25 protein-coding genes are annotated in these 24762 nt (G+C 40.3%); 9 read left to right on the top strand and 16 right to left on the bottom strand.

Annotated elements, in window-relative coordinates:
- Window positions 1-3: 3 nt before the first annotated feature.
- From FTU09_RS00730 to FTU09_RS00720, 3 genes are all read right to left on the bottom strand, one after another.
- A complete protein-coding gene (locus FTU09_RS00730) occupies window positions 4-525 on the bottom strand; it encodes a protein tyrosine phosphatase family protein (RefSeq protein ID WP_004973370.1) in 522 nt (173 codons plus the stop codon).
- 61 nt (window positions 526-586) lie between these two features.
- Complete coding sequence (locus FTU09_RS00725) at window positions 587-1678, bottom strand: 3-deoxy-7-phosphoheptulonate synthase (RefSeq protein WP_180079398.1); 1092 nt, start codon at window positions 1676-1678, stop codon at window positions 587-589.
- Between the two features lie 168 nt (window positions 1679-1846).
- Window positions 1847-2734, bottom strand: a complete 888-nt coding sequence (locus FTU09_RS00720; protein ID WP_180079397.1) for a sulfite exporter TauE/SafE family protein — start codon at window positions 2732-2734, stop codon at window positions 1847-1849.
- 226 nt (window positions 2735-2960) lie between these two features.
- Between FTU09_RS00720 and lpxB the strand changes: the two genes are divergently transcribed.
- Window positions 2961-4136, top strand: coding sequence for a lipid-A-disaccharide synthase (gene lpxB / locus FTU09_RS00715; protein ID WP_096900856.1), 1176 nt, complete (start codon window positions 2961-2963; stop codon window positions 4134-4136).
- Window positions 4137-4141: 5 nt separating this feature from the next.
- On the opposite strand, the gene FTU09_RS00710 is transcribed toward lpxB, so the two are convergent.
- The gene (locus FTU09_RS00710) at window positions 4142-5095 is read right to left on the bottom strand and encodes an AraC family transcriptional regulator (protein WP_096900855.1); all 954 of its coding nucleotides are present in this window, start codon (window positions 5093-5095) and stop codon (window positions 4142-4144) included.
- Between the two features lie 166 nt (window positions 5096-5261).
- Here FTU09_RS00710 and FTU09_RS00705 point away from each other — a divergent pair, with 166 nt between their 5' ends.
- The 3 genes from FTU09_RS00705 to FTU09_RS00695 all read left to right on the top strand — a co-directional run bounded on the left by FTU09_RS00705 (window position 5262) and on the right by FTU09_RS00695 (window position 7227).
- Window positions 5262-6467 carry an alkane 1-monooxygenase gene (locus FTU09_RS00705; protein WP_004973378.1) on the top strand — a complete coding sequence of 402 codons (1206 nt, stop codon included), beginning with the start codon at window positions 5262-5264 and terminating at the stop codon, window positions 6465-6467.
- Window positions 6468-6643: 176 nt separating this feature from the next.
- Complete coding sequence (locus FTU09_RS00700; protein ID WP_178867413.1) at window positions 6644-6892, top strand: AbrB/MazE/SpoVT family DNA-binding domain-containing protein; 249 nt, start codon at window positions 6644-6646, stop codon at window positions 6890-6892.
- A complete protein-coding gene (locus FTU09_RS00695) occupies window positions 6892-7227 on the top strand; it encodes a type II toxin-antitoxin system PemK/MazF family toxin (protein WP_096900853.1) in 336 nt (111 codons plus the stop codon). The genes FTU09_RS00700 and FTU09_RS00695 overlap by 1 nt, the downstream gene beginning before the upstream one ends.
- Window positions 7228-7316: 89 nt before the next feature.
- Here the strand turns inward: FTU09_RS00695 and FTU09_RS00690 are convergent, their stop codons facing one another.
- The 4 genes from FTU09_RS00690 to FTU09_RS00675 form a co-directional block, all read right to left on the bottom strand.
- Window positions 7317-8516, bottom strand: coding sequence for an acyl-CoA dehydrogenase family protein (locus FTU09_RS00690; RefSeq protein ID WP_154320715.1), 1200 nt, complete (start codon window positions 8514-8516; stop codon window positions 7317-7319).
- Between the two features lie 51 nt (window positions 8517-8567).
- Complete coding sequence (locus FTU09_RS00685) at window positions 8568-9878, bottom strand: acyl-CoA dehydrogenase family protein (protein ID WP_180079396.1); 1311 nt, start codon at window positions 9876-9878, stop codon at window positions 8568-8570.
- A gap of 269 nt (window positions 9879-10147) precedes the next feature.
- Complete coding sequence (locus FTU09_RS00680; RefSeq protein WP_004973390.1) at window positions 10148-11521, bottom strand: AarF/ABC1/UbiB kinase family protein; 1374 nt, start codon at window positions 11519-11521, stop codon at window positions 10148-10150.
- A gap of 143 nt (window positions 11522-11664) precedes the next feature.
- A complete protein-coding gene (locus tag FTU09_RS00675) occupies window positions 11665-11970 on the bottom strand; it encodes a hypothetical protein (RefSeq protein ID WP_154320717.1) in 306 nt (101 codons plus the stop codon).
- 230 nt (window positions 11971-12200) lie between these two features.
- Here FTU09_RS00675 and FTU09_RS00670 point away from each other — a divergent pair, with 230 nt between their 5' ends.
- The 3 genes from FTU09_RS00670 to aroC all read left to right on the top strand — a co-directional run bounded on the left by FTU09_RS00670 (window position 12201) and on the right by aroC (window position 14806).
- Window positions 12201-12581, top strand: coding sequence for a DUF1311 domain-containing protein (locus FTU09_RS00670; RefSeq protein WP_004973395.1), 381 nt, complete (start codon window positions 12201-12203; stop codon window positions 12579-12581).
- A 106-nt stretch (window positions 12582-12687) separates the two neighbouring features.
- A complete protein-coding gene (gene prmB, locus FTU09_RS00665; protein WP_180079395.1) occupies window positions 12688-13698 on the top strand; it encodes a 50S ribosomal protein L3 N(5)-glutamine methyltransferase in 1011 nt (336 codons plus the stop codon).
- Between the two features lie 13 nt (window positions 13699-13711).
- The gene (aroC, locus tag FTU09_RS00660; protein WP_004973401.1) at window positions 13712-14806 is read left to right on the top strand and encodes a chorismate synthase; all 1095 of its coding nucleotides are present in this window, start codon (window positions 13712-13714) and stop codon (window positions 14804-14806) included.
- 252 nt (window positions 14807-15058) lie between these two features.
- Here aroC and FTU09_RS00655 read toward each other — a convergent pair whose 3' ends face one another.
- The 8 genes from FTU09_RS00655 to FTU09_RS00620 form a co-directional block, all read right to left on the bottom strand.
- The gene (locus FTU09_RS00655) at window positions 15059-15358 is read right to left on the bottom strand and encodes a cyd operon YbgE family protein (protein ID WP_004973403.1); all 300 of its coding nucleotides are present in this window, start codon (window positions 15356-15358) and stop codon (window positions 15059-15061) included.
- Window positions 15359-15362: 4 nt separating this feature from the next.
- Window positions 15363-15464 carry a cytochrome bd-I oxidase subunit CydX gene (gene cydX, locus FTU09_RS00650; RefSeq protein ID WP_004860610.1) on the bottom strand — a complete coding sequence of 34 codons (102 nt, stop codon included), beginning with the start codon at window positions 15462-15464 and terminating at the stop codon, window positions 15363-15365.
- 24 nt (window positions 15465-15488) lie between these two features.
- Window positions 15489-16634 carry a cytochrome d ubiquinol oxidase subunit II gene (cydB, locus tag FTU09_RS00645; RefSeq protein ID WP_004973405.1) on the bottom strand — a complete coding sequence of 382 codons (1146 nt, stop codon included), beginning with the start codon at window positions 16632-16634 and terminating at the stop codon, window positions 15489-15491.
- 2 nt (window positions 16635-16636) lie between these two features.
- Window positions 16637-18217 (bottom strand): cytochrome ubiquinol oxidase subunit I, encoded by a 1581-nt coding sequence (locus FTU09_RS00640; RefSeq protein ID WP_096900849.1) that lies wholly within the window; start codon window positions 18215-18217, stop codon window positions 16637-16639.
- On the bottom strand, window positions 18217-18408 hold the full coding sequence (gene cydP / locus FTU09_RS00635) for a cytochrome oxidase putative small subunit CydP (RefSeq protein WP_004973408.1): 192 nt from the start codon (window positions 18406-18408) through the stop codon (window positions 18217-18219). Before cydP ends, FTU09_RS00640 begins: the two co-directional genes overlap by 1 nt.
- A gap of 553 nt (window positions 18409-18961) precedes the next feature.
- Window positions 18962-19570 carry an OB-fold-containig protein gene (locus FTU09_RS00630; protein WP_096900848.1) on the bottom strand — a complete coding sequence of 203 codons (609 nt, stop codon included), beginning with the start codon at window positions 19568-19570 and terminating at the stop codon, window positions 18962-18964.
- A 153-nt stretch (window positions 19571-19723) separates the two neighbouring features.
- Window positions 19724-20035: a Rieske 2Fe-2S domain-containing protein gene (locus FTU09_RS00625; RefSeq protein WP_179988655.1), complete on the bottom strand. Its 312-nt coding sequence runs from the start codon at window positions 20033-20035 to the stop codon at window positions 19724-19726.
- 14 nt (window positions 20036-20049) lie between these two features.
- On the bottom strand, window positions 20050-21054 hold the full coding sequence (locus FTU09_RS00620; protein WP_004973415.1) for an adenosine kinase: 1005 nt from the start codon (window positions 21052-21054) through the stop codon (window positions 20050-20052).
- Between the two features lie 139 nt (window positions 21055-21193).
- Here FTU09_RS00620 and FTU09_RS00615 point away from each other — a divergent pair, with 139 nt between their 5' ends.
- Window positions 21194-21643, top strand: a complete 450-nt coding sequence (locus FTU09_RS00615) for a GNAT family N-acetyltransferase (protein WP_004973417.1) — start codon at window positions 21194-21196, stop codon at window positions 21641-21643.
- Window positions 21644-21792: 149 nt separating this feature from the next.
- Window positions 21793-24732: an insulinase family protein gene (locus FTU09_RS00610; RefSeq protein WP_179988620.1), complete on the top strand. Its 2940-nt coding sequence runs from the start codon at window positions 21793-21795 to the stop codon at window positions 24730-24732.
- The last annotated feature ends 30 nt before the right edge of the window (window positions 24733-24762 follow it).

The raw sequence follows: 24762 nt of genomic DNA, 5'->3' as shown, positions 1-24762 counted from the left end.
GAATTAAGAAAGTTCAGCAGATTCTAAAGCTTGTTGTAAATCTTGCGTGGCTTTACGACCTTGTAATTGCAAAGAAACGGCGTGAATTAAGCCTGTCCAAGTTTCATTGGGTTTCCAGATATCATGTAAAAAGTCTTGAGCCGTTGCAATATCCACATCCATAAAATATTGACGATACAAATACATTAAACTACTGACGTGGTTGTTATTGCTGCAATGTACCCACACCATTTGGCTTTCTAATAAATGATTGACCAAATCGAGCAATAATAAACATTGATCAGAGGATGGTGTTTCCCATGAAATTGGCAGTTGAATATAGTTTAGTCCAACATCCAGACAAATTTTGTCTTCATGGGGAAGGGCGTGTTCCGCATCACTTTCAGCCAAATTAATGACAGTGCCAATACCATATTCTTTAATTTGTTTTAATTCTTCAGCCGTAGGCTGACCTGAAGAAAACAAACGCTCATGAATGAACTGGAAATTTTTAATTTGGCTAAGTTGGGTTTCAATGTCATTCATGCGCGCAGAATTTCCTATGCTACAAATAGAAACGCCATCATGAAGATGGCGTTTTTAAATCTTAACGATTCACTAAAACGTCTTTTAATGCTTCATGCATTTCAAGCAATGCTTTTTCAGTGGTATCCCAGTCGATACAACCGTCAGTCACAGACTTACCATACTCTAAATCGCATAAGTTTTCAGGAATATCTTGACGACCACCTTTCAGGTGACTTTCGACCATAATCCCAACAATAGACTTATTGCCATCTAAAATTTGCTCAGTGATATTTTTTAATACCAATGGCTGTAAGAATGGGTCTTTGTTTGAGTTAGCATGGCTGGTGTCAATCATGATTTTGGTGCTGACTTTGGCTTTGTTTAATGCATTTTCAGCATCTGCAACAGAGCCTGCATCGTAGTTAGGCTTGCCATTACCACCACGTAAAACCACGTGTGCATACGGGTTGCCGCTAGTACGAATTACTGAAACCTGACCTTGATCATTAAGACCCAAGAAGCTGTGACCGTGTTTTACCGACTGCATGGCATTGGTAGCAACTGTTAAGCCGCCATCTGTACCATTTTTAAAGCCGACTGGAGAAGAAAGACCAGATGACATTTCACGGTGCGTTTGGCTTTCTGTAGTGCGTGCACCAATTGCAGACCAAGAAATTAAATCTTGATAATACTGCGGAGAGTTTGGATCAAGTGCTTCAGTCGCACATGGCAAACCTTTTTCATTTAACTCAAGTAAAAGTTTACGACCAAGACGCAAGCCTTTTTCAATGTTAAAAGAGTCATTCATGTCTGGATCGTTAATTAAGCCTTTCCAGCCCACTGTAGTACGTGGTTTTTCAAAATAAACACGCATCACAATGTAAAGAGAATCTTTTACTTTTTCGCTTAATTCTTTTAAACGATCAGCATACTCATGTGCAGCAACAGGGTCATGAATAGAACATGGACCAATCACCACAAATAGACGCTTGTCTTTACCATCTAAAATATTGCGGATTGTTTCACGACCACGAAGAACGGTTTGATAAGCATTTTCAGTTAAAGGTAACTCAGTTTTTAATTCTGCAGGAGTCACGAGTGGCTGAATACTTTCAATATTCACGTCATCGATGTCTGATTGTGTAAGAGGATTAGACTGTAAAGTATTCATTGCCGTCACTGGTTTGATGATACAAAAGATTGTTTAATAGTCTGAATATAACATGAATTTCACTATGTTTTGTTATAAAAAGATGAATACTTCTTTAAAAAATAAGTGATGAATCGGGTAGATAAATTAAACGGTCTGTTTTGGCAAAATTCTGTCAGATAAAGCTCATTATTGGCTGGCTTGTGCTTCAGAAACTGCTGTTGCAGTTTCTGGGGTGCTAATCGGTTTTGTTTTCACAGGATTAACCATAAAGTTAATTCCGAGAATAAATAAGGTAATACCTAAAACCTTACGAATCACTTTTTCAGGTAAACGTGAACTAACTAAAGTCCCCACCACAATTGCAGGAATCGAGCCAACCAACAACCAAACCAATAGGTGAAAGTCGACATTGCCTGAACTCATGTGACCTAAGCCTGCAACTAGGGTAAGTAAGACGGCATGCACGACATCTGAACCGATAATACGAATCATCGGTAGATTCGGGAACATCAGCACCAATGCCATGATGCCAAAAGCACCTGCACCCACTGAAGAAAGTGTGACAAATACACCCAGTACAACTCCCATAATTACAATGAGGGCACGCTTATCTGCAGCCTGTAGTTTGACCTTTTCAAGGTCTTGGGTCATATCGGGCAATTCTTGTTTATGGTATTTATTAAAAAACGTTTCAATTTGACTGCGAAACACAATTGAGATGCCAGTTAAGGTCAACATAAAGCCCAGTACCACGGTCAGTACCATTTTGTAATGGGTAGATTGGCTTAAATAATTCTCTAAAACCCAGTGGGTCGCAAATGAAGCAGGGATACTGCCCACCGCAAGCCAAATGACAATGGGCCATACAATATTCATTTTTTTGGCATGAACCAATGAGCCGCAGAATTTTGAAATGGCGGCATAAAGTAGGTCTGTTCCAATTGCGATATGCGGTTCAATTTTAAACAAGCTGATCAGAATGGGAGTCATCAGTGAACCGCCACCTACGCCAGTCACACCCACGCAGAAGCCGACCAATACACCTGCCAAAATAAACTCTAAAGGACCAACCATGAAGATATGCCGAAGTCAAAAATCGTGAATATATTATGACTTTTGGCAATAAGCTGTTGTCTTGATTAATGATTTACTTATTCTTAAAACAGATATAGTCAATGTGGAAAATCAGTGCAAAAGATCGCAGATTCAAGCCACGGCTTACTTTCTGTTTCTTACAAAATACAGTGGCTATGCTAAAATGCGAAAATTCATATCCATTAAAATTTAGAGGACAAAACGCTTGCAAAATCGGAAACTTAAAATAGGTATCGTTGTGGGAGAAGTATCGGGTGATACTTTAGGGGCACAACTCATGCGACGTTTTCGTGAGCAAGGCATTGATGCAGAGTTTGAAGGCATTGGTGGTCCGCAAATGATTGCGGAAGGGTTTAAAAGTTATTATCCGATGGATATTTTATCGGTAATGGGCATTGTTGAAGTACTGAAAGATTTGAAAAAACTCTTTGCAGTACGAGATGGTTTGGTCGAAAAATGGACTCAAGATCCAGTTGATGTCTTTGTCGGGGTTGATGCGCCTGATTTTAATTTACGTCTTGCCAAAAGTTTAAAACAGAAAAACTTGCCAATTAAAACTGTACAATATGTCAGCCCTTCGGTATGGGCATGGCGACAAGGTCGAGTGCATGGCATTAAAGCCAGTATAGATTTGGTGCTGTGTTTATTTCCGTTTGAAAAAGCCTTTTTTAAAAAATGGGATGTGCCTGCAGCCTTTGTCGGACATCCTTTGGCGAGTCAATTGCCGTTGGAAAATCCAATTGCTGCAGCAAAGCTCGAATTGGGTTTAGACCAACAGCAACAATATATTGCACTCTTGCCCGGTAGCCGACGTGGTGAAATTGAGCGTTTAGGGCCGTTAGTTTTAGATGCGGCTTATATTTTGACGCAAAAATATCCGCAGTTTAAGTTTCTAATTCCTGCAATTAATGATGCACGTAAACAACAAGTTGAAGCGTTATTACAGTCTTATCCGAGTGCATTACAAGACAAAGTGCAATTGATGGAAAATCGTGGCACAGAATCTAAAATTGGACGTCAGGTGATGAATGCGTCCGATATAATTGCACTAGCTTCAGGCACGGCGACGCTAGAAGCAATGCTATTACATCGTCCAATGGTTACGTTTTATAAGCTGAATCGGATCACGTATTGGATTGCGAAACTGTTGGTGAAAATTCCTTATTATTCATTGCCAAATATTATTGCAGGTAAAAAGGTGATTCAGGAGTTAATTCAGGAGGATGCAACACCTGAGCGTTTAGCAGTAGAAATTGAAAAGTTAATTGATATCGAAACAGCACAAATTCAGGTGATGCAGCATATCACTATGCATAAGCAATTATTGTCCGATAACAGCGAAGACCCTGCACAAGCAATTTTGGCGATTTTAGATCGTTAAACTGTTCATTTCGTGATTGCATTGTTGTTTTGGAACTGCTGCCGATACTGGCTAGGTGTTAGCTCGAATTGCTTTTTAAAAGTTTGGCTAAAGGCGGTTTCGGAAGAATAACCGACACGATGGGCAATTTGTTGAATCGACAATTGTCCTTGCTGTAAATAATGCGATGCCAAGCGTAGCCGATGTTGTTGTAAGTATGCCAAAGGCGGCTCACCAATCACCTGATTAAACAAATTGGCAAATTTAGAACGTGACATGCAACATTGTTCTGCCAAACTTTCTACCGTCCATGCTTTTTCGGGTTGACCATGAATAGCTGCGAGCGCATTGGAAAGTTCAGGATGTGCCAAAGCGCCGAGCCAGTTATTTGAGTCATCAAGCTGAAAAATATAATCACGCACACATTCAATCAGTAAAATACTGACCAAGTGATCTAATATTTTATCCCGTCCCGGTCGGATTTGATGACTTTCCACCGCTAAAAATTGCAAGCCAATTTGTAACCACTCGGGCGCTGTGCTGCACATGATATGCGGAATATGCAGATATTCGGGTAGGGCACTTAAAAGCGGTTTTGCCATGGTGGTGTCCATGTGGCATTGAATCACCAAAATAAATGCGTCTTCAGCTTGTGTGTGATTTATCGTGCCAAAATTTATTGACTGCTGTGACTGAATTTGAAATAAATCCGAAATATCAAAGTGTTCTGTCCAGTGAGTGTCTGCAGTTGCACTTGCGTAATGACTGCAACCCGATGGAATCAGGACAATATCACCTGCATCAATGTGAAGGTGTGTCTGTGCAGATAAATGGATATGCAGCGAGCCTTGTAGTACTACATAAGCCAGCATTGCCCCTTGGTCACGATATTGAAATGACCAATCTCCTTGAGGATTTAAATAGATATATTCTGATTGGTGCAGATGTATATCATCAAAAATTTTACTTAAAGCATCCATATTTTAAGCATAAATCATTATAAAAAATAAACCTGTGATTTCAGGACAATATAGCGCATTTTTGCGCCAAAGACTTTTGCATAGCTTTTTTGGACGTCTGCAACTGTTCATTCTCGTGTCTTTCCTCAAATATATAGGTAGAACAGCGTAGAAGGAGGAAAATAAGATGAACGCACCACTTCATTTGCTTAAAGAGATGGAACAGGATGTTCCTTATAAAAGCGCGGCTCAACTCGATAAAAAGCGTTATTTATGGTTGATCAGCCCATTTTTACCTGTATTGGGGATGGGGATTTTGGCGGGTTATCAATTCGCTCCGAAGCCTGCGAAAAAAGTTTTTGCTCTAGGTGGCCCTTTATTATTGCATGTGATTATTCCAACAATTGATACTTTAATTGGTCAAGATGCCAATAACCCAAGCAATGAAGATGTGAAACGACTTGAGGAAGATCGGTATTATTCGCGTTTGGTGAAAAGTTTTATTCCTTTGCAATATGCCGCCAATATTTATGCAGCTTATTTGGTTGGACGGCCACAAACCTCGTTAGTCGATAAAATTTTTCTGGGTATTTCCATGGGGATGGTGAATGGTATTGCTGTCAATACTGCGCATGAACTCAGCCATAAATCTTCAAAAATAGATCACTTACTGTCACATTTGGCTTTAGCACCAACAGGATATAACCATTTTCGGGTTGAGCATCCGTATGGGCATCATAAACGTGCTGCGACACCTGAAGACCCTGCATCTTCACGTATGGGAGAAACATTTTATGAGTTTTGGCCCCGCACGGTAAAAGGTTCGTTTAAGTCTGCACTGCAAATTGAAACTCAGCGTTTAAAACGTAAAGGCAAAAGTTTTTGGTCGAAAGACAATGAATTATTACAAGGCTGGGGCATGAGTGCGGCATTTCATGCTGCATTGTTGGCGCGTTTTGGTACTGGGATCATTCCGTATTTGGCGACACAGGCTTTTTATGGCATTAGCCTGTTTGAAATAATTAATTATATAGAACATTATGGCTTGCTTAGACAAAAAGATGCGCATGGCAAATATGAGCGCACTATGCCTGAACACAGCTGGAATAATAACAATATTGTGACCAATTTGTTTTTGTATCAATTACAACGTCATTCCGATCATCATGCTTATCCAACCCGACCATTTCAGGCTTTGCGACATTTTGATGAAGCGCCTGAATTACCAAGCGGTTATGCCAGCATGTTGCTGCCTGCCATGATTCCACCTTTGTGGTTTAAAATTATGGATAAACGTGTATTTGAACATTATCAAGGCAATTTAAACAAAGCCAATATTCAGCCTAAACGCCGTGCACGAATTTTTAAGAAATTTGGTGTGGTGGATAATTGATTGAATTATTAAGATTATTTTTTAATATTCATTTTGATATTTCTTTTGTATATATCTTTCAAAGGAAAGATTGAGATGTATACCAGATGTCTATTTTCACTCATCTTACTATGAATTGACTTCATCTCATTTTGGCGCATAATAAAGTTATATATTTATATAATATTGAGGTGGGTATGATTCATACAAACTTGAGAAAAGTAGGTGGTTCGGTCATGCTTGCCGTACCGCCTACATTATTAAAAAGTTTAGGTTTAGATGCGGGAAAGGAAGTTTCTCTGAGCATTGTGAATGGTAAGTTAGTGGTCGAACCTAAAGCGAAGCCATCTTATAAATTGGCTGACTTGCTGCAAGAGCATCAAGCTTTAGCATTAGAGCCAGATGCGTGGCATGATGTAAAAGCAGTTGGGCGAGAAGAAATCTAATGAATCAAGGCGATATTTATTTGATTTCATTAGATCCAACACTTGGACATGAACAACAAGGTAAGCGACCTGTATTTGTTATTTCACCTAAGTCATTTAATCTTATTACTAAAATGCCGATTGTTTTGCCTATTACTTCTGGTGGAAACTTTGCACGAAATATGGGTTTCGCTGTAGAGCTTATTGGTGGGAAAACTACAGGTATTGTGCGTTGTGATCAATCTAGAGCTTTAGATTTTGAAGCTAGACACGCGCGGTTTTTAGAATCCTCGCACGCAGATGTTTTGGATGAGGTTTTAGCAAGATATATCGCAATTTTTTCACCTGAAGATTAATTTATATCGAAAAAGACAGAAATTTATAGCAATATTTCTATGAAAATCTGTCTTTTATCTTACTTTACTATATGCCTTAAATCATAAAATCACTTGAGCTCACTCGAACTTTTACCTAATTCACGACGGGCAATAATCAATAGCTGAATCTGTTGCGTACCTTCAAAAATATCTAAAATTTTCGAATCACGTGCCCATTTTTCCAATAACTCATCTTCGTTATAACCCACCGATGCAGCTAACTCGACACACCTGAGCGTGATTTCATTACACACGCGACCAGCTTTGGCTTTGGAAATAGAAGCTTCGCGTGAGTTAGGCTGTTTATTGTCTGCCATCCATGCTGCTTTGAGCATCAATAAACGTGCGGCTTCCCATTCTGCTTCCATCCGATAAGTCTGTGCTGCGATATGTGAACACTGTAAATAGGGCGTGGCATAATTTGCATCTAATTGGTCTTTAAAAATTTCCTTAATCCGCTCTAAAGCGGCTTTGGCACAACCAACGGCCATAGCTGCCACCAAAGGGCGAGTGTTATCAAAGGTTTCCATCACACCTGCAAACCCTTTGGCAACATCAATTTCTGTATTGCCTAAAAGGTTGCTCGCAGGAACACGGCAATTTTCAAATCGAATTGTTGCTGTGTCCGAGGCTTTAATCCCTAATTTATATTCTAAGCGTTCCACGGTCATGCCAGGTGTGCCCTTAGTCACAACAAAGGATTTGATCGCAGCACGTCCCAGTTTTTTGTCTAAGGTTGCCCACACAACAACGGCATCGGCGCGGTCACCAGAGGTCACAAAAATCTTTTCACCATTTAAAATATATTCATTGTCTACTTTGGTGGCAGTGGTACGAATAGCCGCAGAGTCAGAACCACAGTTGGGTTCGGTAATTGCCATGGCTGCCCAAACACCATTAAAGCGTTGTAATTGTTCTTCATTGGCCACCGCAGCAATCGCAGAATTACCTAAACCTTGGCGTGGCATACTGAGTAATAAACCTGTATCGCCATAACACATTTCGACAATACTCAGTGCGGTAGACATATTTACGCCATTTTTGTTACCTGTAGATGTGTCACCACGTTTGTTGACTGCTGCACCTGCATTCATGCCATCGCCTGCTTGGTTCATGCCATCAACCAAGGCTGCAAGCATGTCTAATTCTTTCGGGTAGGCGTGTTCGGCTTTATCATATTTTCTTGAAATGGGACGTAATACATTTAAAGCAACTTCATGTGCCTGATCGACCAACATTTTGAATTTTTTTGGATTTTGTAAATTCATGGGTGTATTCCTTATTTTTCTAGCTGGCTATCGTTTATTGATGGTGTGAGATTAGGCATGCAAGCCTGAATGCATAATTGCAGTTGCACGTAAATCACGATACCAACGCTCTACAGGATGTTCTTTGGTAAAGCCATGACCACCTAAAATTTGCATACCATTGGTGGCAATTTGCATAGATTTTTCTGCACAGAGCAGACGTGCTAAATATGCTTCACGATGAAAATTCTTACCCGATTCGGCAAGACTTGCTGCATTCAGCAACAGCATACGCATGGCTTCAATTTCAATGGCCATATCTGCAATCATAAAAGCCACACTTTGACGATGTGAAATCGGTTCGCCAAATGCAGTGCGCTCATTGGCATAACGAATACAATAACTTTTCACTGCTTCACAGCAACCAACTGCCATGGCGCACCACATGAGATTACCTAAATCTAAAAATGCGCTGTAATCAAAATCATCTGTGCCTAAACGTGCTGCAGGTGTCTGATTAAACTTTAAAGTCGCGGTTTCGCAGGCTTTTAAGCCCATTGCAGGCGCTGCTTTAAATTGAATAGAAGCATCACGTTGCACAATGAACACATCGGCTTGACCATTTAGCTCTGCACTAACCAAAAATAAATCTGCTGTTTCGGCCAAAATCACCAGCGTTTTTTCACCTGTAATTAGGTACTGTCCATTTTGCAAAGTCGCTTTGGTTTTTAGCTGATACGGATTAAACGCAGCAGTATTTTCCTGAATCGCAAAAGTGGCTTGAAGTGGCGTTGGATGGTTCGCGTCTGTTTCGGAAAACGCAGATAAATACTGATTTTGAACCTGTTCTGAACCCCAGCGAGTTATGGCATTCATTACGCCAAATGTGGAAAGTAATCCTGCGGTTAAGCCAAAGTCGCCACGTGCCAATTGTTCGGAAATTAAAATATGGCTGACAATATTGTGTTCAGTGGCAACACCGCCTAAAGCTTCGGGCAGAGCATAGGTGTTCAAACCTAAATCTGTGCTGTATTGCCATAATACTTGTGGGAATTTCGCATCATGATCTGCCTGATGTGCCAATGGATAGATCACTTCTGTAGCAAATTGCTGCATGGCATCGACCAGCATTTGCTGTTCTTCACTCAATGACAAATCAAATAAATCTTTGGATTGACGTGTCAGTCGTTGTTGCGGTAATTTTTGTGTGCTTTTAAATTTTTTTTGAGTGGTTTCAAAGGTTTTAAAACCTGCTTTGGCTGAGTGATATAGAGATTGTTCAACCCATTTGCGTAATTTGAATTGATCGAGCAGATCACTCGATGCCATTTTAGTGAGTAGCGCTAAGCCGAATCCTTGGGCTTTGTTTATCATTTGACTCATGATTGTGTTGTCCTACACAGAGAATGCTTGTTTTTTATGCTGACATGCAGACTATAAAAAAACTATGTCATTGCTGACATGCAGAATTGTCAAAGATAAACGGTAAAAATTTTCTTATAACTGGACTAATATGTGGATTTTTATAGATTATTAATTTTATAGAAATCTACGCTTTTAAAATAAATTGACCTAAATGACAATTGCATCGAGTGGGCAACAATCATTTAGGTCTATATAACAGCTTTGATCAAAGAAATAAAAGTTGGGACTTAAATAAACTTTTGAATCATTTTGCGGACATTGGTTTTCGCATCAATCACGGTCATAAAGGTGTAGGCACCAATAAATTTACGGCTAATAAACATAAATTCTTTAGGCGGCACACTAAAGTAACGCGAAGCCATCGATTTAGATGCTTGTTGCATGACACGGCTATGCAGCTGACTTTTTTTCCAGTCATAGCGCGATTGTTCATCCATCACGCCTGCAGGTAAATCGCGGTTATTGTCTAAGTGACTAAAGGCTTCGGTTGCCAATAGAAACACTTTTGCCATGTCAGGTTTAATGCTTTCAGGGATGCTGTCAAAAAACTCATAACCCGTCATGGCATTCACCATCATTTGTGGGTCGTGGTAATAACCCGCCTTGATCAAATTACGCGCCACAGTCAGCAAGTGTTGATCAAATTGACGAATAGCACCAAAGTCGAGCAGTACAATTTTATCGTGAATATCTTCACCATTACCTAAGCGAACTAAGTAGTTGCCAAAGTTCGGGTCAGTCTGCATTTCGCCCCATTCAAATACTTCACGCACAGCAATTTCTAAAGAGGCTTCGCCTAATTGGTTACGGCGTTCTTGAGGTAATGAGAGCATGACAGGGCTGTTAATCGGTACGCCACGTTCAAAGGTCATACACAGCACTTGGTCGCTACAGTATTCATCCACAATTTGCGGCACAATGTAGCGCGGATCATCTTTTAAACGGGCAGCAAAACGACGTGTCGTTTCCGCTTCAATTTGATAGTTGACTTCACGATGCATCATTTCACGCACTTCATCAAACCACTGATCAAATTCACGGGTTTGCGGCACCATGCGTGTCAATTTGAGCATATTTCTAAATAGGCTCATGTCTGAGTCAATCGCATCTGCTACGCCTGGATATTGGATTTTTAATACCAACTCCAAACCATCCGACTTGCGGGTCGCGCGGTGAACTTGAGCCAAAGAGGCTGTACCTAATGGCTCATGATCAATGGTGAGATCATCAAGTTTGGCACCTAACTGTGCCTGTAATTGCTGTTTAATCGCAGGCCATGCCAATGCGACAGTCTGGTTATTCAGCGTGTTGAGTGCTTGCGTAATTTCTTCAGGTAAAAAATGTTCGCCGTACAGCGCCATCATTTGCCCAATCTTCACGATAGAGCCTTTGAGTTTGCCAATTTCAGCCACCAAGTAATCGGCTTGTTCTTTCATGGCTTTTTTTCGTTTACGTTCTTTTTCTTCTTCGCTTGAAAACATAGAGGTGGCATTCGAGGCTGCCCATCGTGTTCCTGCAAGTAAAGATGCCTTTGCGATGGATAAGCGTCGATCCATAGAGGAAGTCTTGAGTTGTTTAAGCTTATCGTTCTGATCTGACATTAAAATCAATCCTTAAATCAGCAATACGCAGGAAAATTAGATTGTAACGGATATTAGCGCGTCTTAACGTATTAAAAAAGTTCAACTTGCTGAACGACGAGTTTCCTCGTGAAAAAAGTATGAAAAACGGCTTAAAAGTACTTTTACATCCGATATTGCACTTTGGTTTCGGCTTTTTTCATCAATTGCGCTTTGTTGTCTTGGATAAATTTGAGAATCATCAATTTTACAGAATCGTGTAAAAAACCATGCGCATATCCCTTAACAATAATCACGCTGGGCAAACTAAAAAATAGATATTTGGCATCATCTAATGACGAATTTTCAAAAATGCCGTTTTCAATCAAAATTTGCTGAAAAAATTGTTTTTCAATCAAGACTGCTTCGGAGTGGTTGTCGTTCCAATAGCTTTGGCGCATGGCCATCAAATTATTGTGTTTGTAGCTCATAAGGCTGAAAGTTTCATCTATAAAATGAGTAATTCAATTATTGGGATATTGTCACATTTTTCAATGATTGTTGTGCATTTATCATAGACTGAATCATAAAAAGCAGGGGATTGACTATATGCTTTTTAACCTGAATCTTGTAGCATCAATGCAGCAATTTGGGTTTTGTAAAATTATAAAATATTGAAAATTTACCGCGCTTTAAAAACAGACTGCGCTCAGGGGAAAATATGAAAGTTTGGATATTTACACTATTGGGGATGCTGACTTTGGGTACAGCTCAAGTTTGGGCGAATGGCGTTTCACAAGGCTATACGCAATGTATGAACAATAGTTATGGCAAAATTTCCCAATCGCAAAAATGTATTAAAACTGAGCAAAAAGCACAAACCAAACGACTCAAAAAACACTATAAAGCCTATGTAAAACGCAGCGCAGGCAATGCCAGTAATATTCAACAACAGCATCAACTTTGGGAAAACCGTGTAAAACAACGCTGTTATTTATCGACTCAAAGCGATTTTGCCGCATTACAACGTGCACAATGTGTTTTGCTGCAAACAGCAGAGCGCGCTGATTATTATCAAGGTCAGTTTGTGGGAATCAAATAAGTAAAACCATAGTAAATAAATTACTTGGAAACTGCTTAAACATTATAAAACCGAGCAAAACAAGGTATCATAAGGCGTTTTAAAATTTGACCTTGGAGCGCCTTAAGTGGATCGACCGACAATTAGCCCTGAACATTTGCAGGAAGCTGCTGAAAACCTATCAACCATTCGTGATTTTATTCGCTTTGGGGTTACAGCACTACGTCAATACGATGCACATTTAGGTCAAGGTACAGAAGATTATTTTGCAGAAAGTTCTGCATTGGTGTTACAAACTTTGTCTTTAGACTGGAATGCAGACGCTGAAATTTTAGATGCAAAATTATTGCCGAGCGAAGCAGCTGAATTTTTAAGCTTGCTCGAACGTCGTATCAATGAAAAAGTACCAACTTCTTACTTATTAAACTTGGCGTATTTCTTCGGAAAACTATTTTATGTCGATGAGCGTGTTCTAATTCCACGTTCACCTATTGCCGAGCTAATTGAAAATCGTTTTGCGCCATATTGCCTAGATGAAGAAGGTCAAATGCGCGAAGCAGATAACAATTTACCAGCCAATGCTGCGCCTAAAACCCCACAACGTATTTTGGATATGTGCACGGGTTCAGGTTGTATTGCGATTGCTTTGGCTTATGCTTTTCCAGATGCTGAAGTCGATGCAACTGACATTTCAAAAGATGCTTTGGAAGTCGCACAAATTAACTGTGAACATCACAACAAACAATACCAAGTGGCGTTGCTTGAGTCTGATTTATTCGCCAAAATCCCAGCCGAAAATCAGTATGATTTAATCGTATCTAACCCGCCGTATGTTGATGCGGAAGATATGGCAGATTTACCTGAAGAATTCCATCATGAGCCAGAATTGGCATTGGCAGCAGGGCAAGACGGCTTAGATTTAGTCCGTAAAATGTTGGCGCAGGCGGCAGATTACTTAACTGAAGATGGTCTGATTGTGATTGAAGTAGGTAATTCTGAATGGGCGATGAAACAGAATTTCAACACGGTTGATTTGCACTGGTTAAAATTCCAAAAAGGTGGTTCAGGTATTTTTGCATTGACTGCAGCACAATGCCGTCAATATCGCGATTTATTTATTCAATCTGTTCAAGCATAAGGAGTCGTTGGACGTGGCAGGTAATAGTATAGGGCAACTTTTCCGTGTAACGACTTGTGGTGAATCTCATGGCGTAGGTCTGATGGCGATTGTCGATGGCGTGCCACCGGGGATTGAACTGTCTGCAGAAGATTTACAAAAAGATTTGGATCGCCGTAAACCGGGTACGTCTAAGTTTGCGACACAGCGTAAAGAACCCGATGAAGTTGAAATTATTTCAGGTGTCTTTGAAGGTAAAACCACTGGAACTTCAATTGGTTTACTGATTCGTAATACTGACCAAAAATCGAAAGACTACGGTAATATTGCACAGACTTTCCGCCCTGGGCATGCAGATTATACCTATACGCAAAAGTATGGTTTCCGCGATTATCGTGGTGGTGGACGTTCAAGCGCACGTGAAACAGCAATGCGCGTTGCAGCAGGTGCAATTGCAAAAAAATACCTGTTCGAAAAATTTGGAATTGTGATTCGTGGTCACGTCACTCAAATTGGTACAGAAAAAGCTGAAAAGCTAGATTGGAACGAAGTACCAAACAATCCATTTTTCTGTGGCGATGCCGATGCTGTACCACGTTTTGAAGCTTTGGTAACGTCTTTGCGTGAACAGGGTACAAGCTGTGGTGCAAAACTGGAAATTGTGGCTGAAAAAGTTCCTGTGGGTTGGGGGGAACCTGTTTTTGATCGTTTAGATGCCGATATTGCCCATGCCATGATGTCTATCAATGCTGTGAAAGGCGTTGAAATTGGAGATGGTTTTGCAGTGGCAGCGCAGTTTGGGCATGAAACCCGTGACGAACTGACCACTGACGGCTTTTTGGCGAACCATGCAGGCGGTATTTTAGGCGGTATTTCTAGTGGTCAAGATATTCGTGTTGCGATTGCTTTAAAACCAACAGCCAGTATTACTACACCTGGTAAAACCATTAATTTAAACCGTGAAGATACGGATGTACTGACCAAAGGACGCCATGATCCTTGCGTAGGTGTGCGTGCAACGCCAATTGCAGAAGCTATGCTTGCGATTGTATTGATGGATCATTTCATGCGTCATCGTGCGCAGAATGCCGATGTGGTTGCACCGTTTGCACCCATTGAGCCGAAATAACAATATGCTTTAAGCAAGGTGCATAATCATTGCCAAGTGCGAAAATATGTTGTGAAAAAAGCCAAACCGTAGTGTTTGGCTTTTTTCTGCCTGAGTTTTGAGCTTAGTTCTTCTTTTAGATTGTAAGTTTCAAAATTTTATACGCTGTTTTATATGGTGAAGATGCAGAGGAATGATCTGCGGCTCCTAAATATTAAGCCAATAAAAAAGAGCGCATATTGCGCTCTTTTCAAGGAATTTATTTACACCTCATTAAAGAAACCAAGTGTAATAACCCCAAATCATCAATGGCCAAGCCACAAATGGGCTAAATAACCATTTCCAAAACCAAAAGCGTGGAATAAAACCAACACCGTGTACAAAGCCACCTGAAATACCAATCATAATAAACATCATGGCACGGTGGCTATATTCACCGTTGGCATCCAGCATTGCTGCTGGATGAAGAAGCAGTACAGCTGCGAGTGGGAATGCCAATAAACATGAAATAACCATCGCAATCTTGTTCGGTTTTTGAACTGTTGTTTCAGCGTTCACTGCAGTGTCTGTCATCTAATTATTCCTCGTCAAGGTCTTGATGAGATTCAATATACAGGGCACTCAAGACACCTGCAAAGCATGCCATCAGAATACCGAGAATCCATGCAAAGTACCACATAATTTATTCTCCTTAGACACAGCCTTAGTAAAGGCTGTGTGAATTCTCTTTAATGTGCTTGTTGGTGATAACGCCCCACATTTTGTAGTAACACCAAGTGGTGTATAGCAAAATAATTGGTACGAAGATACATGCTGCAACAGTCATTACAGTTAATGTGTTTTTACTTGATACCGCATCCCACATGGTCAAGCTTGCAACTGGGTTGAGGCTTGATGGCATTAAGAATGGGAACAATGCAAAACCTGCAGTTAAAATCGCACCGATCACCGCTAAAGATGAACCTGTGAAACTTAAACCAGCTTTGTTTTTACCTGCTGCAAGAATAATCAAAATACCGCCCAAGATGCCCATAATTGGTGCAATCATGGTAATAGGGTACGCTGAGTAGTTGTTCATCCAACCTGGGTTTGCATTGGTTAAAACTTCTTTAGCCAATGGGTTTGCTACGCCGTTCGTGTCGTATGGAGTGACTAGGGTATAACCTTCGATACCACCGAAGTATAGCCATGCGCCTGCACCCAAGAAACACACAAGGAACACAATGCCCATGATTTGCGTTGCTTTTGCAGAGCGTGCACGTAAGTCACCATCGGTACGCAGCATTAACCATGCACCACCATGCGCGCAAAGCATAGACAAGCTGACTAAACCACACACTAAAGCGAATGGGTTTAATAATGCAAAGAAGCTGCCTGTATATGTTGAACGTACAGTTTCGTCTAGGGTAAATGGTACGCCAAGGAACATATTACCAAACGCAACACCGAACACTAATGCAGGAACTGCACCACCTACAGCCAAACCCCAGTCCCAAGATGTACGCCATTTGGTGTTTTCAAGTTTTGAGCGGTAGTCAAAACCAACTGGGCGCAGGAATAGGGCAAACAGAACTAAGAGTAGTGCCCAATACATGCCTGAGAATGCTGTTGCATATACCATTGGCCAAGCAGCAAATAACGCGCCACCCGCTGTAATGAACCAAACCTGGTTACCATCCCAGTGCGGTGCAATCGTGTTGATTGCAGCACGGCGTTCTTCGTCATTTTTACCTACAAATGGCATGATCGCCATTGAGCCCATGTCGAAGCCATCGGTGAGGGCAAAGCCAATGAGTAATACACCCACTAACACCCACCAAATGATTTTGAGTAATTCATATTCGATCATGCTTAAGCCTCCTCATTGGCTTTTTTCGCAGCTTCAATTTTCTCGAAGTGGTATTTACCAGTATGAAGCGAGCTTGGGCCTAGACGTGAGAATTTGATCATCAAGTACATTTCAATAATCAGCAAAACGGTATAGAACGCTGCCAATGCAATGATTGAGCCCCATACGTCGCCAGTGCTGAGTGAAGATGCAGACAAGTGTGTTGGAAGTACTTCACCAATTGTCCATGGTTGACGACCAACTTCTGCTACATACCAACCTGTTTGCGCTGCAATCCAAGGTAATGGTAATGAGAATAACGCAAATTTTAATAACCAAGGTTTGCTTTCTGCGTTGCGTTTAGCCACTGCAAAAGTTGCAAGTGCGAATAACAACAGCATTAAGAAACCAGAAGCTACCATGGCACGGAATGCCCAGAACAAACTTGGTACGTGTGGAATAGTATCCGCAGCAGCCATTTTAATTTGTTCGTCAGTCGCATCTACTACGTTTGGCGTGTATTTTTTCAACAATAAACCATAACCCAAATCGGTTTGAGTTTGCTCAAATGCAGCTTTAAGTTCAGGAGATTGGTCGCCCGCACGTAATTGCTCAAGTTGTTGATAAGCAACCATACCGTTACGAATACGAACTTCGTGGTTTGCGATCAGGTCTTTAATACCAGTCACTTCTTCGGTGATAGAACGCGTTGCAATAATCCCCATGACATAAGGAATTTTAACTGCGTAATCTGTCGTTTGCGTTTCTTCGTTTGGAATACCAAATAAAGTGAACGCTGCAGGAGCAGGGTGAGTATCCCATTCTGCTTCAATTGCTGCGAGTTTGGTTTTTTGAACATCACCTAATTCATAACCTGATTCATCACCAAGTAGAATTACAGATAAAGTAGAAGCTAAACCGAAAATTGCTGCAATAGCGAATGAACGACGCGCAAATGGCAAGTCTTGCTTTTTCAATAAGTAATAACTTGAAATCGCTAAAACGAAAATAGCACCCGTTACATAACCTGCAGAAACAGTGTGTACGAATTTAACTTGCGCAACAGGGTTAAAAATTAACGCCCCGAAGTCAACCAATTCCATACGCATGGTTTCGTAGTTAAAGGTAGAACCCACTGGGTTCTGCATCCAGCCGTTGGCAACTAAAATCCAGAGAGCGGACATATTAGAACCAAGCGCAACCAGCCACGTTACACATAAGTGCTGCACTTTGGAGAGGCGATCCCATCCAAAGAAGAATAAACCAATGAAGGTCGATTCTAAGAAGAAGGCCATTAAACCTTCAATTGCGAGTGGTGCACCAAAGATATCACCCACGTAGTGTGAGTAATACGCCCAGTTTGTACCAAACTGGAACTCCATGGTTAAACCAGTGGTTACCCCTAAGGCAAAGTTAATACCGAAGAGTTTTCCCCAGAATTTGGTCATGTCTTTATAAATTTCTTTACCAGAAATCACATACGTGGTTTCCATAATGGCAAGAATAAAAGCCAGACCTAAAGTCAGTGGAACAAAAATAAAGTGATACATCGCGGTCATTGCGAATTGGAACCGCGAGAGATCGACCACGCTTTCAGAAATCATCAACGTGTCTCCTTGATTGAGGAAGGACTGCCAGCAATACGCTCAGCAACTTGTGAATCAAAATTTTGAGGAATAGTTGGGGCATCAAACCAAATATTTTTGATGACCATTAACAGCACGACCTTAATTATTAAAATGACCGTGAGTTCACGAACTACTTTTCTATTTAAATCTTTAGGAACTAAGCTCACTTTTATAAGCCTATTTTTTAAACTGTGTTTTATATTATTAAACAAAAACATACAAAAAAAAATAGCTGGCACAGTTAAAATGAAAATATATTGTTAACTTATTATAAATCAATAGTTTGTTTTTGGGTGTTGCAGAGAATAAATGGAGGAAAGTAATATTTTTTAAACTTGACAGAAACACTTGTAATTAATAATTCAAAATCTGACTAAAATACTTATATTTTAAAAAAGCAAATCTGACTAAATTGCTATGAATAAAAATCAATCTAAAAATAGCAATAAATTAGAGATATTATCAGCTAATAATTATTCTCATTCTTTTGTTAAAGTTTAATGACGATTCCGCATATTTTTTTATTTCCCTACAATGTAGTGGTGCTTTGTCTTTGGCTTAGTCTAGGGTAAACAGCATTTTTTCATAATGATTTTGTGTAAATATTGTTCAGATCACATGAAATGTATCGTTTATAAACAAACAGATTGTGTTGAGTTTGAGTGAAAAATTTTAACTTTCTTAGGTCAGCAAGATTGGTTTTAAATCTTAAAAAATAACTTATTGATTGCTAAATAGGTTATTTGATGCCGAAATTTTTTTGGCAAGATAGTGAGATCTTTTTTTGCGCACAATAATAATTTGAGCTTGAAATTCAAGTTCACCAAATTCAGGTTCAACCTGCACATAATGCAGTTGCCCAAACTCATCACGTACACGTGCTTGTGCAGAAAAACCAGGACGGGCATTACCACTGGAAATTGTGGCTAAACGTCCGAGTAAATCGACTTGGCGCACGCTATATTTGGGCTTAATCACTTGGTCTAAACAGTGAATCATGAAGACTGTAAAAAAGATGGCAATAATAAACGCTGGAATAATAATGTAATAAGCAGGAACGAAATGTTGTTGTTGTGAGTAAATCAAAAACTGTAAAAAATATCCTGCAACACTGAAATTCATCAGTAAAAAAACAAAAATCAGTACTTTAGAAAATTTAACATCTAAAAGTGGCGATTCTGTAATTCGTTGTGAAAATGCACGTTTGAGCAACTGACTTGGACGAAAATTAAAGTAATAACCAATCGTTTCGACAGTGCTGAGTAGCAATAAAACAACTAGGCTGAGGTGAAAGGGCATTAAGTTCAAATCAGATAAAAACTCATGCATGCGCTAAACTCACGTGTTGAAATATTTATAGGTGATGCTATTTAGACACAGATCATTGATCTAGCTCTGCTTAGAGAGCATAGATAAATGATCTAGTTTTGTATAGAGCTAAGATTTGGAACTTTTCGCTTCTTTCTGAAAGTTGCAAAAAAGTTAGTCGTTGATCAAGTAAATCCCACCATCTGAATGAACGCTGATCTCGACTTTTTCAAGTGATTGACCTAAACAAGGGCCAGAAATACATTCACCTGTTTCAACCATAAACAATGCACCATGCGTTGAGCATTCGATATATTCTTGGTCGCGGTCTAAGAACTGGTTTTCTAAAAATTCTAATTCCACTTGTAGGTGTGGGCAGACGTTTTGGTAAGCGTAATACATGCCATCACGTTGGGTGATAAAAATTGTGTCACCATTTGGCGTTTCGTAGGCACGTGCTTCACGCTCAGGAATGTCTTCCATCATACAAATTTTATTCATTATGCAGATTCCTTTTGAATGCTATGCAAAAGTTTAGCGTAATCTTCTACCGCAAGACGAGGGCCGAATTGAGAAACCACTTCACTTGAAATCAGAATGGCAAGTTGAGCTGCAGTTTGGAAACCTAAGCCTGCATTGAGTGCATACAGGAATGAACCTGCAAAGGCATCACCCGCACCGTTGGCATCAACAGCAGTGACTTGACGACCTGGTACAGAAAAAGCGTTGTTGCCATCATAAATTAGGGCACCTTGTGCGCTCAATGTAATGACAATGTATTTGCTTTTTTGTTTTAGTTGTTCTAATGCCGCTTCAGCCGTTTCCGTTCCTGTGTACATCATGGCTTCTTGCTGGTTACAGAAGATCAAATCCACACCATCATCTAGTAACTCATCCAAACCTTCACGCGCATATTGCACCATGGCAGGATCAGATAAAGTCAGTGCAATTTTAACCTGATTGGCTTTGGCAATTTCACGCGCTTGTTTTACCGCAGCACGTGCAGTATCACTAGTAGATAAATAACCTTCGATATAAAGCCATTTTGCTGTTTTAAGTGGCTCAAAATCAATTTGTGTAGCAGAAAGTTCTGCGGTAATGCCCAAGTAAGTGTGCATGGTACGTTCAGAGTCATCACTCACAAGTACCATACAAGTCCCTGTAACGCCTTCACTGACCGATTTGGTTGTGGTGTGAATACCTGCTTCATTTAAGCCTTTGAGGTAAATATCACCCAATTCATCGTTACCAACACGGCAGGCATAGAAGGCTTGACCACCTAAAGCACTAAATGCAACGGTGGTATTTGCGGCAGAACCACCCGAAGCTTGGCCTTTATGTCTTTGTGTTTTAATTAAGTTGTTGTATAAATTTGCTTGTGTTTCACCATCGGTTAATTGCATAGTACCTTTTTGCAAGCTATGTTGAATGAGAAAGTCATCCGAGACTTGAAATTCTTGGTCAATTAATGCATTACCAATTGCAAAAAGGTCAACAGTTGCCATGTCTTTAAATCACAGTCAAAATTAAAAACGCTAAGTTTACACCAATGCTCAGGATTGCTGTAGTTTCATGAATAAAATTCAGCTGAATGAATGTTATTGATGAAAAATAGGGGTTTAGCAGAGTTATCAGGAAGGTTAGATGAACATCGAAATTAAAGAAGCACAAGAGTTACCAACGCAAATTCAGACTTTGGCCAAACATGCTGCTCAAGAAGGCTTTGATTTTGTCCATCGTTTAATTGAAGAATGGGAAAGTGGTAAAAACCGCTTTAATCAGCCTGGTGAGTTTTTATTGTTTGTTTACGATGGTGATCAATTGGTTGCATGTGGTGGCTTAAACCAGCAATGGAATGAGCAAGATATTGAAAGTCGTATTGGACGTGTACGTCGTTTTTATGTTTTGCCAAATTATCGTAAACATGGCGTAGGTAAACAGCTCTTGCAACATTTAGAGAAAAAAGCACGTGCTAATTTTTCGGCGTTGTGTTTAAACACTGATACCAAATCGGCAGCGCATTTTTATCAAAAACAGAATTATGTGTATGTCGAAAATCATCCAAACTATAGTTATTTTAAATACCTGATCTAGTTTTGCTCATGCTACAGCCAGTGCAGCGCAGCATTTTGTTGATACTTTGCAAATTTCAATCAATTTAGTCGGGTTTGCAACGTGAATTATCTAAAGAACTAAAGCTATAATGGCTTTAGTTTTTTATTTGCTTATTTTTAGGAGATCACATGACTGTAGATGTCACTGAAACCATTTCCCAGACTGTACATCCTGCGTTTCAGTTGGTACGTCAACACCATGTTGAAGCCTTAGACATTTTAGTGTCTGAATATAAACATAAAGTTACAGGTGCGGTGCATTATCACTTAGCGACAGAACATGATGAAAATGTATTTTTAGTCGCATTTCGCACTCAGCCGATGGACTCCAAAGGTGAGGCACATATTTTAGAACATACTGCGTTGTGTGGTTCTGAAAAATTCCCTGTCCGTGACCCGTTCTTTTTAATGATTCGTCGTTCATTGAATACTTTTATGAACGCATTTACCGCGGCAGATTGGACAGCTTATCCATTTGCAACACAAAACAAAAAAGATTTCCAAAACCTGCTTGCGGTGTATATGGATGCGGCTTTTGCAGCCAATTTAAATCCTCTCGATTTTGCTCAGGAAGGTATTCGTATTGAGCTGGAAAATGGCGAGCCTGTTTATAAAGGCGTGGTATTTAATGAAATGAAAGGTGCGATGAGTTCGCCATCCGATCAGCTTTATCACCAATTGGCTTATCATTTATTCCCTGAAACAACTTACCACTACAATTCAGGTGGCGACCCGAAAGATATTCCAGATTTAACCTATCAAGAATTGGTAGATTTTTATAAGTCACATTATCACCCAAGTAATGCGGTATTTATGACTTTTGGCAATACGCCTGCATACGATTTACAAGAACAGTTTGAACAGTTGGCTTTGGCGAAATTTGAACAGGGCGAAACGTTGTATTCGAAGCCTGAGCGTCGTTTAGCTGCGCCAGTGGCAGTGACTGAAAGTTATGCAGTCGATGCAGAAGAACTCAAAGATAAAACTTATCATGTTTTGGCGTGGTTATTGCCTGAAGCAAGCGATATTAAATTACGCTTAGGTATGCGTTTGGTTGAAGGTGTTTTACTTGAAAATTCTGCATCACCACTGCGTCATTATTTAGAAACTTGGGCGCATGCACAATCTACAGGGCCATTGACGGGCGTGGATGATTCCAACTTTGAAATGACCTTCTTCTGTGGTGTGCAAGGTTCTAACCCTGAACATGCAGCAGAATTTCAGGCGGGCGTTTTAAAAGTTTTACAAGACGTGGCTGCACAGCCTGTGGATACGGCATTGGTCGATGCAATTTTGCATCAAATTGAATTGCATCAGCGTGAAATTAATGGCGATGGTATGCCATACGGATTGAGCTTGATTTTAAATGGTTTAAGCAGTGCAATTCACCACAATGACCCAATTCAGGTGTGGGATGTAGATACTGCGATTGAGCAAGTCAAAGAAGAACTTAAAGATCCAATGTGGTTATCACGGCTAATTCAGACGCATTTAATTGATAACCCGCACCGTGTTCAAATGACTTTGGTTCCAGATGCAGAAAAATCGGCCAAAGATGCTGCACTTGAAAAAGCACGTCTGGCTGAGATAGGCGCACAACTCACAGATGAGCAAAAAGCAGAAATCGTCGCGCAAACGGAAGCTTTAAAAGTCCGTCAAGATACGCCCGATGATTTGAACTTATTGCCAAAAGTTGGTTTGGAAGATGTGCCTGCAGCCTTGCATATTGTGCAGGGTGAGTTGCGTGAAATTATCAGTAACCGCATTGATTATCCTTTAAATTTATATCATGCAGGAACCAATGGAATTTACTATCAGCAAGTGTTGATTCAAATTCCAGATGAAATTGTACAATCGCCATACTTTAATTTGCTGTCCATTTTAATGGGCGAAGTGGGTGCAGGTGAATACGGCTATTTAGAATTGCAACAGCTACAAACCGCAGTTAGCGGTGGTTTGGGCATGGGTGCATCTTTACGTTCTAAAGTCGATGACAAAAATCAGATCAGTGCATGGCTCACATTAACCACTAAGTCTTTGGTGAATAATCTTGAAGCCATCCGCTTGCTGAAATTAGCATTTGAGCAATTACGTTTTGATGAAAAAGACCGCATTATTGAGCTGTTACAACAACGAAAAACCCGTTGGCAGTCACGTTTGTCGGGTTCGGGGCACAGTTATGCCATGCAAATTGCAGGGCGTCATCACAGTGCTTTGGCGCAGCGTGATTACAACAACACAGGTTTGGGCGCATTAAATTGGTTGGCAGACTTGGTTGCTAAAATTGAAAAAGATGCAGCGGAATACGAGAAATTGATTGCTGAATTGCAATTGATTCACCATAAATTACTGCAAGCACCTAAGCAATTTTTGTTAGTATGTGAAGAACATCAATCTGACCGTTTGGTCGAAGAAGTTCAAGAAGTTTGGGATAAACTTATTGTTGCAGAAAATCCTGCTGCTTTAACTCAAGTTCCTGTAGATCATTCAACGCAAGATCAGGCATGGTTGATTCAAGCCAATGTGCAATTCTGTGCGGCTGCGTATCCTGCGGTGGAAGTGTCGCATCCTGATGCTGCACCTTTGATGGTATTGGCTGCATATTTGCGCAATGGTTTCTTACACAGCGCAATCCGTGAAAAAGGCGGTGCTTACGGTGGCGGTGCAAGCTACGATGGCAATGCATGTTCATTCCGTTTTTACAGTTATCGTGATCCACGCTTGGCAGAAACTTTCGCAGACTTTGAAGCGAGTATTGATTGGTTATTTAATGCAGAGCAATTGCCGCATCAACTAGAAGAAGCGATTTTAGGTTTAATTGCTAGTATGGATAAACCAGGTTCGCCTGCAGGTGAAGCGATTACTGCATGTTATGCATTATTGCACGCGCGTACACCCTCATTCCGCACAGTATTACGTGAGCGTTTATTGGCGGTGACTTTAGACGATTTAAAACGTGTTGCGGAGCAATATTTGCGTCAGCAGCAAGCATCTAAAGCCGTAGTCGCACCTGTGTCAAAACGTGAAGCATTGCTCGAACTTGGTTTTGAAATTAAACAAGTGAACTGATACGTGAAATAACAACGAAAACTTAGGGGG

The organism is Acinetobacter sp. YH12058, from assembly GCF_013419805.1.
Lineage (GTDB): Bacteria > Pseudomonadota > Gammaproteobacteria > Pseudomonadales > Moraxellaceae > Acinetobacter > Acinetobacter towneri.
This window is presented reverse-complemented; position numbering and strand designations above follow the sequence as displayed.